The sequence below is a fragment of the Bradyrhizobium sp. HKCCYLS3077 genome (assembly GCF_051167555.1).
Lineage (GTDB): Bacteria > Pseudomonadota > Alphaproteobacteria > Rhizobiales > Xanthobacteraceae > Bradyrhizobium.
Genome location: NZ_JBNPTH010000008.1, coordinates 141,151 through 153,792, shown reverse-complemented (window position 1 = coordinate 153,792; position 12,642 = coordinate 141,151). Strand labels below are relative to the sequence as shown.

At 65.6% G+C, this 12,642-nt stretch carries 12 protein-coding genes; 5 read left to right on the top strand and 7 right to left on the bottom strand.

From position 1 onward, the window contains the following. Positions 1–127 precede the first annotated feature (127 nt). Together pyrE and ACQR0Z_RS29130 are read left to right on the top strand one after the other, a co-directional pair. Positions 128–685, top strand: coding sequence for an orotate phosphoribosyltransferase (gene pyrE / locus ACQR0Z_RS29135; protein ID WP_434862209.1), 558 nt, complete (start codon positions 128–130; stop codon positions 683–685). A gap of 175 nt (positions 686–860) precedes the next feature. Next, positions 861–1,682, top strand: coding sequence for a DUF2865 domain-containing protein (locus ACQR0Z_RS29130; protein WP_434920906.1), 822 nt, complete (start codon positions 861–863; stop codon positions 1,680–1,682). Between the two features lie 134 nt (positions 1,683–1,816). Here the strand turns inward: ACQR0Z_RS29130 and ACQR0Z_RS29125 are convergent, their stop codons facing one another. Beyond that, positions 1,817–2,248 carry a hypothetical protein gene (locus ACQR0Z_RS29125; protein ID WP_434920905.1) on the bottom strand — a complete coding sequence of 144 codons (432 nt, stop codon included), beginning with the start codon at positions 2,246–2,248 and terminating at the stop codon, positions 1,817–1,819. Between the two features lie 179 nt (positions 2,249–2,427). Between ACQR0Z_RS29125 and ACQR0Z_RS29120 the strand changes: the two genes are divergently transcribed. From ACQR0Z_RS29120 to ACQR0Z_RS29110, 3 genes are all read left to right on the top strand, one after another. After that, positions 2,428–2,730, top strand: coding sequence for a GIY-YIG nuclease family protein (locus ACQR0Z_RS29120; protein WP_434920904.1), 303 nt, complete (start codon positions 2,428–2,430; stop codon positions 2,728–2,730). Positions 2,731–2,950: 220 nt separating this feature from the next. Beyond that, positions 2,951–5,458 (top strand): glycogen/starch/alpha-glucan phosphorylase, encoded by a 2,508-nt coding sequence (locus tag ACQR0Z_RS29115; protein WP_434920903.1) that lies wholly within the window; start codon positions 2,951–2,953, stop codon positions 5,456–5,458. Positions 5,459–5,550: 92 nt separating this feature from the next. Next, the gene (locus ACQR0Z_RS29110) at positions 5,551–6,366 is read left to right on the top strand and encodes an acyl-CoA thioesterase (protein WP_434920902.1); all 816 of its coding nucleotides are present in this window, start codon (positions 5,551–5,553) and stop codon (positions 6,364–6,366) included. 15 nt (positions 6,367–6,381) lie between these two features. On the opposite strand, the gene ACQR0Z_RS29105 is transcribed toward ACQR0Z_RS29110, so the two are convergent. The 6 genes from ACQR0Z_RS29105 to ACQR0Z_RS29080 all read right to left on the bottom strand — a co-directional run bounded on the left by ACQR0Z_RS29105 (position 6,382) and on the right by ACQR0Z_RS29080 (position 12,435). Further along, positions 6,382–6,819, bottom strand: a complete 438-nt coding sequence (locus ACQR0Z_RS29105; protein WP_434920901.1) for a hypothetical protein — start codon at positions 6,817–6,819, stop codon at positions 6,382–6,384. 84 nt (positions 6,820–6,903) lie between these two features. After that, entirely contained in the window at positions 6,904–7,239 is a 336-nt protein-coding gene (locus ACQR0Z_RS29100; protein WP_434862202.1) for a hypothetical protein, read from the bottom strand. Positions 7,240–7,335: 96 nt separating this feature from the next. Further along, positions 7,336–7,599 carry a hypothetical protein gene (locus ACQR0Z_RS29095; protein WP_434880121.1) on the bottom strand — a complete coding sequence of 88 codons (264 nt, stop codon included), beginning with the start codon at positions 7,597–7,599 and terminating at the stop codon, positions 7,336–7,338. Positions 7,600–7,981: 382 nt separating this feature from the next. Then, positions 7,982–9,430 carry an autotransporter domain-containing protein gene (locus ACQR0Z_RS29090; protein ID WP_434921042.1) on the bottom strand — a complete coding sequence of 483 codons (1,449 nt, stop codon included), beginning with the start codon at positions 9,428–9,430 and terminating at the stop codon, positions 7,982–7,984. A 721-nt stretch (positions 9,431–10,151) separates the two neighbouring features. Continuing rightward, positions 10,152–10,418, bottom strand: a complete 267-nt coding sequence (locus tag ACQR0Z_RS29085; protein WP_434860615.1) for a hypothetical protein — start codon at positions 10,416–10,418, stop codon at positions 10,152–10,154. Between the two features lie 403 nt (positions 10,419–10,821). Continuing rightward, positions 10,822–12,435: a phosphoenolpyruvate carboxykinase gene (locus tag ACQR0Z_RS29080; protein WP_434920900.1), complete on the bottom strand. Its 1,614-nt coding sequence runs from the start codon at positions 12,433–12,435 to the stop codon at positions 10,822–10,824. Positions 12,436–12,642 lie beyond the last annotated feature (207 nt).

Sequence of the window (12,642 nt, the reverse complement as noted above, 5' to 3'; positions counted from 1 at the left end):
AACTGCACGAGCCTCCAAACGTACCGTTGTTGATGGGACATCCTGACGGCTGGCCTCAGCCGCCCGGGCCCGATAGATTGCGCCACCCGAGAATCCACTCAAGACAAGACCCTCAAGGGAAAACGCCGTGTCCAAATCCGCCTCCCGCGCCCGCCTCCTCGAGATCATCCGCAGGCGTTCGTTCGGCCGGGGCGAGGTCACGCTGGCGTCCGGCCGCAAGAGCGATTTCTATTTCAACCTGAAGCCGACGATGATGGACCCGGAGGGGGCGACTTTGCTCGCCGAGCTGACCTATGAGGCGCTGAAGGACGAAGGCTTCGACTATATCGGCGGGCTGGAGATGGGCGCGGTGCCGCTGGCCGGCGCGATCGCGCAGATCTCCTGGATCAAGGGCCATCCGATCGCCGCCTTCTTCGTCCGCAAGAAACCGAAGGAGCACGGCGCCAAGCTGGCGATCGAGGGCCTCACCCGGGACGAGACCCTGGCCGGCAAGCGCATCGTCGTGGTCGAGGACGTCACCACCACCGGCGGCTCGGCGATGAAGGCGGTCGAGACCCTGCGCGAGGCCGGCGCCGAGGTGTCGCTGGTTTTCACGATGGTCGACCGCGAAGAAGGCGCCGCCGAGGCGTTCGCCGCCGCCGGCCTGCCGTTCCGCGCGCTCTACAAGGCGCGCGAGTTCCTCTGAGACTGCACTCGCAAGGCGCATTTGATCGCCCACGCACACCGCTCATTTACCAACGCCCGTTAAGGTTACCGCAAAGCTGATGGCGCCATGCCGTGGGCATGGTCGGCCTGTTCGCGCATGATCGGCGCGGATTTGCCGCGGCCGGACGGACATTGCGGTGAGAATGGAGCGGGCGTTGCGTAGCGTGTTGTCGTTTCGGCGGAGATCCCGCCGCGTGGCGGTCGCAACCACCATCGGCCTCGTCACGGCCGTCGCGCTGGCGCCGCCGATGGCATCGGCCCAGGGCCTGTTCGATTTCCTGTTCGGCGGCTTCAACAAGCCGCAGGCCCAGCGGCCCGCGGCGCAAGGCGGCTTCTTCGCCGATCCGTTCGGGAGCAATCCGCAAGCCTCACCGCAGCCGCGCGTCGCGACCGGATCAGGCGCCGCGTTCTGCGTGCGCACCTGCGACGGGCGCTATTTCCCGCTGACCCGCGGCCTCGCCTCGCCGGCCCAGATGTGCCAGGCGTTCTGCCCGGCGAGCCCGACCAAGATCTACTACGGCTCCAACATCGACTATGCCACGGCGGCCAATGGCGAGCGCTATGCCGACAGCGAGACGGCGTTCGCCTATCGCCAGGCGCTGCGCGCCGACTGCACCTGCAATGGCCGCGATCCCGCCGGGCTCGCGCCGGTCGACCTGTCGCTGGATACGTCGCTGCGGCCCGGTGATGTCGTCGCGACCAGCGACGGGCTGGTCGCCTATTCCGGCACGCGCGGCAGCGGCGGCCAGCCGGCCGACTTCAAGCCGGTCGCGTCCTATCCCGGGTTGAACGCCGACACGCGGGCGCGGCTCGGCGAGCTGAAGGTCGCGCCGGTGCGCGCCGAGATGCTGGCCGCCGATGCCATGGCTGCGGTGCCGCCGCCGGAAACCCCGATCGAGAATGTCAGCGTCGCGCCGCCGATGAGCATCGCACCGAAGCAGCCGACGGGCCGCGCCAAGCGCGCGGATGTGAATTGAGGTCTCGCCCCCCGTCATTGCGAGCCACCGGGTCCGCGCAAAGCGCGGCCCGATGACAGGCTCCGCGAAGCAATCCAGAGTCCCGCACACCACCCTGGATTGCTTCGCTGCGCTCGCAATGACGGCGCGCGCGGCTAGCGTCCCACGATCACGCCGATGACGTTCGGCGCCTCAAGATACTTCTCCTCGATCGCCGCCCGCGCGGCGGCGCGGTTGTCGGGCGTCAGCAGGCCGCGCTTCTCGGCCAGGATCATCCAGCAGAAGCCCCACCAGTCGCTCAGCATGCCCTCGTCGTCGACCAGGTCGTAGCCCTGCTCGGCGGCGAAGATGCGCGCCCGCGCCTCATCGAGACCGTCGAGGAAGGTGTGGTCGGTGGCGGAGAACAAATCGTCGGAAATGTCGTCGGTGGTGTAGCCCCAGACCGACATGCAGACCGCGTTGAATGCGCGGTCGATCTGGTCGTCATCGACGACCCGCCGCCGCGCGGTCTTGTGCAGCCGCGAAAGTGTGCGCGCGAAATCGGCAATGCGGGTGAGGGCCAGGGGATCGAAGGCGACGGTGGACATGGTGTCCTCGCGAGATGCTCTGATGCCGGATGTGGGCGGATCGAATCGCCATAGGGATAACGATCGCTTGCTAAATTGTTCTTAATTTGTTCTGACGGGAAAAGAAAGCCAATTATCGTCGTCCCCGGCCTCCGAGCCGGGACCCATAGCCACCGAAGCCAATTGGTTGGCACGGACCGATGAGCGCACGGGCCGCATGGACGGTCTACATTCTTGCCAGCGGGCATCACGGCCCGCTGTATATCGGCGTAACCAGTGATGTCAGGAAGCGCCTCGAAGACCATCGTGCCGGGCGGGGCTCAAAGTTCGTCAGCAAGTACAGGGTTTTTCGGCTCGTCCACGTCGAGCGCTTCGCGTGCCCGCTGGAGGCTATCGCACGCGAGAAGCAGCTGAAGAACTGGCATCGCGATTGGAAGGTCGAGCTGATCGAAAAGGATAACCCGGATTGGAGCGACTTGTCGGGCCTCATCTTTGGCCGGTGAGTCTGGATCCCGGTTTTCGCCGGGATGACGACGAGGAGATTTCTCTCGATCCTCTTCTCACACCTGCAGGCAGCTAGAGCGTTCCACTCCCGGAACTCCGGCCCAAACCTTGCATCTTTTTCCATCACCTTGCTGTGCGGACCAGCCTTTCCCCGGGTTTCGGACCGCGCGCAACCATCGTATGCTTTTACCGGTTCCTCGTAGCATCACAGGTTTCAAGGTGACAGATCAGCCGTCCCAGCGCAGCTTCGTAAGCACCGGCCAGCCCGTCGACGAATTGGCCGTCGCCGAGATCAAGAGCGACATCCTCGCGAAGCTTCGGCTCGCGATCGGCAAGGAGGCGAGCCAGGCGACGCAGCAGGACTGGTATCACGCCGCAGCGCTGACCCTGCGCGACCGCATCGTGCATCGCTGGCTGACGGCGGACAAGGAGAGCTACGACGCAGGGCGCAAGCGGGTCTATTATCTCAGCCTCGAATTCCTGATCGGTCGTCTGTTCACCGACGCGCTCAACAATATGGGCCTGATGAAGGTGTTCGAGACCGCGCTCGGCGATCTCGGCGTCGGCCTGCAGGACCTGCGCAAATGCGAGCCGGATGCCGCGCTCGGCAATGGCGGCCTCGGCCGGCTCGCAGCGTGCTTCATGGAGAGCATGTCGACCCTGCAGATCCCGGCGATTGGCTACGGCATCCGCTATGATTTCGGCCTGTTCCGCCAGGTCATCGTCGACGGCTGGCAGCACGAATATCCCGATGTCTGGCTGTCGTTCGGCAATCCCTGGGAGTTCCAGCGCCCCGAAGTGGTCTATCACGTCCATTTCGGCGGCGGCGTCGAGCATGTCGACGACAAGGGCCGCGACCGCGCGATCTGGCATCCCGGCGAGACCGTTCAGGCGGTCGCCTATGACACGCCGATCGTCGGCTGGCGCGGCCAGCATGTGAATGCGCTGCGGCTGTGGTCGGCGCGCTCGCCCGATCCGCTGAAGCTCGACGTGTTCAACTCCGGCGACTATCTCGGCGCATCGGCGGAAGAAGCGCGCGCGGAGGCGATCTGCAAATTCCTGTATCCGAATGACGAGAGCCCGGCCGGGCGCGAGCTGCGGCTGCGCCAGGAATATTTCTTCGTCTCGGCCTCGCTGCAGGATCTCATCAAGCGCCATCTCGGCTCCGACGGCCAGTTGCGGAGTCTCGCGCAGAAGGCCGCGGTGCAGCTCAACGATACGCATCCCTCGCTCGCGGTCGCCGAGCTGATGCGGATTCTCGTCGACCTGCACAATTTCCGCTGGGACGAGGCCTGGAAGATCACGGTCGCGACGCTGTCCTACACCAACCACACGCTGCTGCCCGAAGCGCTCGAGACCTGGCCGGTCGAATTGTTCGAACGGCTGCTGCCGCGGCATCTCGAGATCATCTACCGCATCAATGCGCAGCATCTCGCGCTCGCCGAGCAGCGCGCGCCCGGCGATATCGACTATCGCGCCTCGGTGTCCTTGATCGACGAGAAGAGCGGCCGCCGCGTGCGCATGGGCCAGCTCGCCTTCGTCGGCTCGCATCGCATCAATGGCGTTTCGGCGATGCATTCGGACCTGATGAAGGAGACCGTGTTCCACGATCTCAACCATCTCTATTCCGGCCGCATCACCAACAAGACCAACGGCATCACCTTCCGCCGCTGGCTGACGCTCGCCAATCCGAAGCTGACGGGCCTGCTGCGCGAGGCCTGCGGCGACGCCATCGTCGACGATCCGACGCTTCTCTCGAGCCTCGAGAGCTACGTCGCCGATTCCGGCTTCCACGACAAGTTCCGCGCGGTGAAGCACCACAACAAGGTGCAGCTCGCGCGTCTTATCTCCGAGCGCATGAACGTCCGGCTCGATCCGGGCGCGCTGTTCGACGTGCAGATCAAGCGCATCCACGAATACAAGCGGCAGCTCCTCAACATCCTCGAGGCGGTGGCGCTGTATCTCGACATCAAGGACGATCCGCAACGCGATTGGGTGCCGCGGGTCAAGATCTTCGCCGGCAAGGCGGCGGCGAGCTACCGCTATGCCAAGCTGATCATCAAGCTGATCAACGACGTCGCCGATGTCGTCAACAGCGACCCGGCGATCGCCGGCAAGCTCAAGGTCGTGTTCATGGCCGACTACAATGTCAGCCTGGCGGAAACGATCATTCCCGCGGCCGATCTCTCCGAGCAGATCTCGACCGCCGGCATGGAGGCGTCCGGCACCGGCAACATGAAGCTGGCGCTGAACGGCGCGATCACCATCGGCACGCTCGACGGCGCCAATATCGAGATCCGCGACAATGTCGGCGCCGACAACATCGCGATCTTCGGCATGGAGGCGCCCGACGTCATGATCCGGCGCCAGCAGGGGCTGGATGCCACCGACGTGATCCGGCGTTCGCCGCGGCTCGGTCGTGCCATCGATGCGATCGCGTCCGGCCTGTTCTCGCCCGGCGAGCCCGGCCGGTTCGAGCCGATCGCGCATGCGCTGCGCCATCTCGATCACTACATGGTGTCGGCGGATTTCGACTCCTATTACGAGACGCAGCGCGGCGTCGACGCGCGCTGGCAGACCACGCCGGCCTGGACCCGCGCCTCGATCCTCAACATCGCGCGCATGGCGTGGTTCTCGTCCGACCGCACCATCCGCGAATATGCCGACGACATCTGGAACGTGCCGGTCGGGCCAGCGGCCGCGCTGCCGCACGCGCAGCGGGCGTGACACTGCTGCTCAATGACCTGTGAGGTCATTGAGTCCGCCTGCGATTGCTTTTCACCTGACGGCCATCATACGATGGCCGCCAGGAGGAACGCATGACCGAGACAACAGCGCATCTGTTCGACGAGGCCACCCGCGTCACCGCCGGCGACAGCCGCTGGCAGGGCCGCACCAGCCCGGACTATTGGGCCTTCGTCGGTCCGTTCGGCGGCGTCACCGCCGCGACCGTGCTGCGCGCGTTGATCGAGCATCCGCAAATCATGGGCGATCCGCTGGCCGTGACAGTGAACTATTGCGCGCCGATCGCGGAAGGTCCGTTCGATCTCGACGTGCGGCTGATCAAGGCCAACCGCTCCTCGCAGCATTGGTGCGTGGAGCTCAGCCAGGGCGACGCCGATTCGGCAACGCTGGCCACTGCTGTCTTTGCCGAGCGGCGGCCATCCTGGTCGCACCAGCCGGCCGTCAAACCCGACGCGCCCGCGTTCGATCAGGTCAAGCGCTATCCCGATGCCGGGATGTCCTGGACCAGACAATATGATTTCCGCTTCGTGGAAGGACGCCCGGACTTCGGCAGTCGCTCCGACGAACCGCGCAGCGCCTATTCGCGGCTGTGGATCTCCGATCGCAAGCCGCGCAAGCTGGATTGCCTGTCGCTGCTGTCGATGTCGGATGCGTTCTTCGGCCGCGCCTTCCACGTCCGCGGCGAGCTGATCCCGTTCGGCACGGTGTCGCTGACGACCTACTTCCATGTCAGCCGCGAGGAGCTCGCGGCAGAGGACATCACGCATGTGCTGGCGACCGCCGACGCCAAGGTGTTCAACCGGAGCTATCAGGACCAGCATGGCGAACTGTGGTCGCCGTCCGGCCGGCTGCTCGCGACCACGACGCAGATCGCCTATTTCAAGGCGTGACGCGAGCGACGCGGCTTACATCTTCTTCTGCAGACCCATCGACTTCATGAGGTTGTCGAGCGTCTTCTGCGATTGCGGCGAGGCCCCTTTGCGCACCTCCCGGTAGACATCCGAGTCGGTCATCGATGACTTGCGGTCGTCGTCACCGTCAGCAGCGTCGGGATCAGGCGTCGGCGTCGCAGAGGTGTGGCCCGGGTCGGTTTCGGTCGTCGAGGACGTCGCAGGTCCGGATTTCTGGACGATCGTCGTCGAATTGCCGCCGCTGCTCTGCTCGATCTTGGTATAGCCCGGACGCGTCTCGACCTTCTTGTCGGTGGCCGGCGCGCCGCTCTGGGTCACGGTCGCCGCGTTGCTGCCGTTCGTGATCGATGTCGTCTCGGCCTGCGCCGACAGGCTGGTGAGCCCGGCCAGAGCAGCGGTGAGCAGCAGCGCCTTATGCGGGATCAGCTTCATCTGTCCGTCTCCTTGGCGGCGATGCGACCGGGCGAGGCCTCGCCCGATCGCCGTTGTGTTGCAGGTCAGGCCGAGCGGCGGCCACTACCATTGATGGACCTTGACGCGGTTGGCGTTGCCGACCTGCATGGCGCCGGCGCTGTTGTCACGGCCGCGCTGATCGAGGCGGGTGGCGTTGCCGTTGCCGAGCTGCGTCGAGTTCGAGCTGTTGTTCATGCCGGTCTGGCGGGCGCTGGCGGTGTTGCCGTTGCCGGCCTGCATCTGGCCGTTCATGTTATACTGGCAGTTCTGAGTGACGCTGTCGCTCAGGCCGTTGCCGATCTGGGTCTTGGCATGCACGCAGGCGGTGATGCCGCCGGCATAGGCCGGGGCGGAAACCAGCGCCAGCGCGGCACCGGCGATCAGAAGAAGCTTGCTCATCGGGCTGTTTCCTTCGGTTTGATGTTGGCGGCGGTGGTCAGCGGACAGGACGCGTGGCGAGGGGGCGGCACGCGTCCTTCCGCTCCGCCCGGCCGATCAACGGCGGCGCTGCCACACACCCGCGTAGTTGCCGTCGCCGTTCTGGCCGATGCCGGCGTTGTTGTTACGGCCGATCTGATGCACGCCGGCGCCGTTGCCGTTACCGTACTGGATGATCTGGCTGTCGTTGTTGCGGCCCTTCTGGAAGGTCTCGGCGCCGTTGCCGTTGCCGTTCTGCACGATCGAGGACGAGTTGCCGGCATAGGCGCCCGAGGTGAGCGTCAGGACCGCAGCGGAGACGAGGAGGATGGAGCGGAGCATGGTCGTTATCCCTGTTGATCATTCGAACTGCGTCATTGCCGTTCGATGATGGGAGGATAGGCGGCCGCAACGTCCGCTTCCGTGCGGGAGGTCACACTGGTGATTGGACGCGTCGACGCATGACCAGTTTGCCCCACCGGCGCGTCATGCTCAGCTGTCGTCCCGGCCTCGAGCCGGGACCCATATACACCGCTGCCGGCTTGGCGAAGGCTGGAGCCAACTGCGCACGTCGCCACACCGTCCTGTGGTTATGGGTCCCGGCTTTCGCCGGGACGACGGCGGTGGGTGAGGTGCGAATTCAACCACCTCACAGGGCGGCCCGTCTTCAGCGAGACGCGCGGGTGACCACGTAGTCAGAGAGCGAATAGAGCTATGAGCGAGATCAGAACCCGAAGCGGATGCCCGCGTTGACGCCGACGCTCCGCGTGCCGCGGTCGGCGACGACGCCGTCAGCGGACACGGTGAGACGCGTATTGGCCGCGAGATCGTAGCCGATGCCGCCGGCGATCCGGACATAGGTGTCGTCGAACGGACGCACCGGCGTGAACACCGGCACGCCCGGCGCCAGCGTGAACGTCGTCTGCACCACCCGCGTGGTGTTGATGAGGTTCTTCTCGACGGTCACGTCGAGGTAGCCTGTGGTCTTCGGGCCGAACGCCGCAACGCCCGGCTCGAAGCGGACACCGCCGCTGACGACCGACGACCGCAGCGACTGGCTGCCGACCGTCTGCGTCAGGAAGGGGTCGCCGGTTTCGGCATAATCGCTGACATGGCTCTGCGAGTATGTGTAGCCGCCGAGCGGCCCGACCTTCACCATGCCGAGATCGAACAGATAGGCCGCCTTGATCGCGGCGACCGCGCTCTGCCCGTTGGTCTTCGGCGTGATCGGCGCAGCGAAGCCGGTGCGCGAGATGCTGTAGCCGTTCCAGCCATAGGCGGCCATGGCGTGAACGAACCACGAGCGGGTGTCGTAGGCCAGGAAGCCGCCGAAATGGTACGAGTCCAGATCTGTGGAGCCGAGCCCCTGCTTGAAGCTGGCGGCGGTCCGGGTGTAGCCGGCCGTCGGTCCCATCGCGAGCTCGGGCGTCAGATAGAACTTCGCGCCCGCCAGCACGCCGCCGGAATCGTAGCTGTAGGCAGTCGAACCGAACGCATCGGCGTGGTCGCCGTGGTGATAATTGCCTTGGACGAACAAGGCGACCTTGCACGGCGGCGCGACCGCCGCCGGTACGGCCTTGGTGATCAGCGGCGCCCTGGCCGGCGACGGCTGATCGATGCACGCCTGGCCTCGTCCGGTGCCGAGCTGCGACAGCAGGTCCCGCGAGAAATCCTGCGCGCTGAGCTGGGCCATGGTGGGAAGCGCCGCGGCCGTTTCCGGCGCGAACAGGAGATTCGCCGCCACGCGCTGCAGATAGCCGGTCCCCAGGGCGGTGATCGGAGAGGCCGCCAGCTGGATGGCGAACGCCGACGCATTGTTGCCGGTCTGCGCGATGGCGGCGTTGTTGGTCGGGCCGACCTGGATGATGAAGGCGTGGCTGAAGTCGCCGAACTGGGTGATGTTGGCGGTGTTGGTGCCGTCGACCTGGATGATGGCGGTGCGGTTGTAGAAGCCGTTCTGCGTGACGGTGGCCAGCGGGTTCGGCGCCAGCTGGACGATGCCCGCGATGTTCTGCCCGGGCGGAAGCGCCTGGTTGAGCACGATCGGCCCGTTCAGCGGCAGGAAGCCGTTGCCGTTGGTATCGATGAAACCGACCTGCGCAGCGGCCGGCGCTGCCAGCAGCACGGCGGCTGTCCCGATCACGGAGACCAGCGAAGCCTGCTTCGTATTCATGGACACCCCGCCCCATCCTGCCTTGAGCATCAAGCCCGATGCGCACGTCACGAGGCCGCGAAGTCCAGCTCCACGACGCTCACGGCGACGTGTATCTTAACCGAATGCGCGCCCGCGGCCGTTGCAACAAGGTGACACGGACTGAAATCTTTCGCGGGGCGCGCGGGACTCAAGGATGGCGCTGTCCCCGCTGTCACCCGGCGGGCGGTGCGTCCCCTCTCCCGCGTGCGGGGGAGGGTTAGGGAGGGGGCCGCTCCAACAGCGGTGCAAATGGCGCCCCCTCTCCAACTCTCCCCCGCACGCGGGGGAGAGGGCAAGGCGGTGGGCGCGGTGGCTTGATTGCCTGAACTCGGAATCGACCGTCGCCGATAGAACGGGCTGAAGGTTGGCCCCGCTGTCACCATGCGGTCGGTACGTCCCCTCTCCCGCTTGCGGGGGAGGGTTAGGGAGGGGGCCCACTCCGGCGGCGGTGCGCGTGGCGCCCCCTCTCCAACTCTCCCCCGCACGCGGGGGAGAGGGCGCAGCGAATGCGCGGAAACTTGGTCAATTCAGAATTGCAGTTTTGTCCGGATGGCGCGTCGGACTGGATCGGTCTCACGCAACGAGCTGGGCAACTCTTGCGGACGGTCGACGAGGAGAGCACGTCGGATAGAGCGAGATCAGGGCAGCGAACCGGAAGCGGGGTGTCAGGCCCCCGCTTCCGTCCGCTCCAACTCACCGATCAACGGCGGCGCTGCCACACGCCGGCGTAGTTGCCGTCGCCGTTCTGGCCGATGCCGGCGTTGTTGTTGCGGCCGATCTGATGCACGCCGGCGCCGTTGCCGTTGCCGTACTGGATGATCTGGCTGTCGTTGTTGCGGCCCTTCTGGAAGGTCTCGGCACCGTTGCCATTGCCGTTCTGCACGATCGAGGACGAATTGCCGGCATACGCGCCCGACGAGGCGAGCGTCAGGACAGCGGCGGAGGCGATGAGGATGGAGCGGAGCATGGTGGGTATCCCTTCTGATCATTCGATCCCGGCGTCATTGCCGTTCGATGATTGGAGGATAGGCGGCACCAACGCCGGCTTCCGTGCGGGATGTCACACTGGTGATCGCGCGCCTTTCACGCGCAAGCGCAGTCGGCTGCGTCACACCCCGGCGTCGTCCCGGCCTTGAGCCGGGACCCATAAACACGATTCCAAGTTTGACGAAGGCTGGAGCGCCCAGCCTGCCTCACCACGCCGTCCTGTGGTTCTGGGTCCCGGCGTTCGCCGGGACGACGGCTGTGGGTGGGGCGCGACCTCGGGCCTTTCGGGCAAAGCCATCTGCGCTAGCGCCGCCATAGTGACCTATTAAATGCAAAATCGGGCCAGCCGCGAGCCGCGGCTGACCCGACGAGCGTTGGCGAACTTACTCGGCCGCGAGCTTCACGTCCGGCGCGGCGGCGCGGACGTCGGCGTCGACCTGGGCTTCGAACTTGGCGAAGTTCTTCTGGAACATGCCGACCAGAGCGCGGGCGGTCTTGTCGAACTCGGCCTTGTCCCTCCAGGTGTTGACGGGATCGAGGATCTCGCTCGGCACGCCCGGCAAGGCGGTCGGCACCGCGAAGCCGAAATATTTGTCGGTGCGGAATTCGACATTGCGGAGCGAGCCGTCGAGCGCCGCGGTCAGCAGGGCGCGCGTCACCTTGATCGGCATGCGCGAGCCCGTGCCGTACTTGCCGCCGGTCCAGCCGGTGTTGACCAGCCAGCAGTCGACATTGTGGTCGGCGATCAGTTGCCGCAGCATGTTGCCGTACACCGACGGATCGAGCGGCAGGAACGGCGAGCCGAAGCAGGTCGAGAACTCCGGCTGCGGCTCGTTGCCGAGGCCACGCTCGGTGCCGGCGACCTTGGCGGTGTAGCCGGACAGGAAGTGATACATCGCCTGCGCCGGCGACAGTTTTGCGATCGGCGGCAGCACGCCGAATGCGTCGGCGGCGAGCATCACGACGTTCTTCGGATGCGGGGCGCGGCCGGTGCGCGAGGCGTTCGGGATGTAGTCGAGCGGATAGGCCGAGCGGGTATTCTCGGTCTTGGAGCCGTCGTCGAAATCCGGGACGCGGCTGTCCTCGTCGAGCACGACGTTCTCCAGCACGGCGCCGAAGCGGGTCGACGCGGCGAAGATCTGCGGCTCGGCTTCCTGCGACAGCTTGATGCACTTGGCGTAGCAGCCGCCCTCGAAGTTGAACACGCCGGACGGACCCCAGCCATGCTCGTCATCGCCGATCAGGGTGCGGTTCGGATCGGCCGACAGCGTCGTCTTGCCGGTGCCGGACAGGCCGAAGAAGATCGCGGTGTCGCCGTTCGGGCCGACATTGGCCGAGCAGTGCATCGGCATCACGCCGCGCTCGGGCAGATAGTAGTTGAGCGTCGTGAACACGCTCTTCTTCATCTCGCCGGCATAATAAGACCCGCCGATCAGGACGATCTTGCGGGCGAAATCGATGGCCACGACGTTCTGCGAGCGCACGCCGTGACGTTTCGGGTCGGCACGGAAGCTCGGCATGTCGATGATGGTGAGCTCCGGCACGAAGGTGTCGAGCTCGATTGTCTCCGGGCGGATCAGCAGCGTGCGGATGAACAGCGAGTGCCACGCGAGCTCGGTGAAGACGCGCGTCTTGATGCGGAACGCCGGATCGGCGCCGCCATACAGGTCCTGCGCGAACAGGCTCTTGCCTTCGGCGTGCTTGAGGAAGTCCTGATACAGCGTCTCGAACTGCTCGGCCGTGATCGACTGGTTGCCGGCCCACCACATCTTCTCGGTCGATGCGTCGCGGACCGTGAACTTGTCCTTCGGGCTGCGACCGGTGAACTCGCCCGTATCCGCGCACAGCGCCCCATCAGCCGACAGCACCGCCTCGCCCGCCGCCAGCGAATACTGATAGAGCTGGGGCGCGCCGAGATTCCAATGCACCTGCTTGAGGTTCTTTAAGCCGAACTTGTCGGCACCGAAGGCGCCGTTGCGAATACCCGTCTCTTGCACGAAGAACCCTCCTGAGAGCCCGCATCACTCGCGCGCGAAATGCGTGGCGCGTTGCGCGGTGACCGTTACCGTTTACATCGCCTTACCAAGCGCGGTCGCCGACCTAATACTGATCAACGCTGGTCTTGCCAAGACGATCCGGCCGAATTGGTTATCGCTGCGAGCTGATGCACGTCGCTCATTTTTCGTCGTGCGGTGCTCATTCAG

Excerpts from the sequence above, each read along its gene's own strand:
- ACQR0Z_RS29125 (WP_434920905.1), bottom strand. The coding sequence starts at position 2,248 with ATGTCCACCGTCGCCTTCGATCCCCTGGCCCTCACCCGCATTGCCGAT.
- ACQR0Z_RS29120 (WP_434920904.1), top strand. The coding sequence starts at position 2,428 with ATGAGCGCACGGGCCGCATGGACGGTCTACATTCTTGCCAGCGGGCAT.
- ACQR0Z_RS29110 (WP_434920902.1), top strand. The coding sequence starts at position 5,551 with ATGACCGAGACAACAGCGCATCTGTTCGACGAGGCCACCCGCGTCACC.
- ACQR0Z_RS29105 (WP_434920901.1), bottom strand. The coding sequence starts at position 6,819 with ATGAAGCTGATCCCGCATAAGGCGCTGCTGCTCACCGCTGCTCTGGCC.
- ACQR0Z_RS29100 (WP_434862202.1), bottom strand. The coding sequence starts at position 7,239 with ATGAGCAAGCTTCTTCTGATCGCCGGTGCCGCGCTGGCGCTGGTTTCC.
- ACQR0Z_RS29095 (WP_434880121.1), bottom strand. The coding sequence starts at position 7,599 with ATGCTCCGCTCCATCCTCCTCGTCTCCGCTGCGGTCCTGACGCTCACC.
- ACQR0Z_RS29090 (WP_434921042.1), bottom strand. The coding sequence starts at position 9,430 with ATGAATACGAAGCAGGCTTCGCTGGTCTCCGTGATCGGGACAGCCGCC.
- ACQR0Z_RS29085 (WP_434860615.1), bottom strand. The coding sequence starts at position 10,418 with ATGCTCCGCTCCATCCTCATCGCCTCCGCCGCTGTCCTGACGCTCGCC.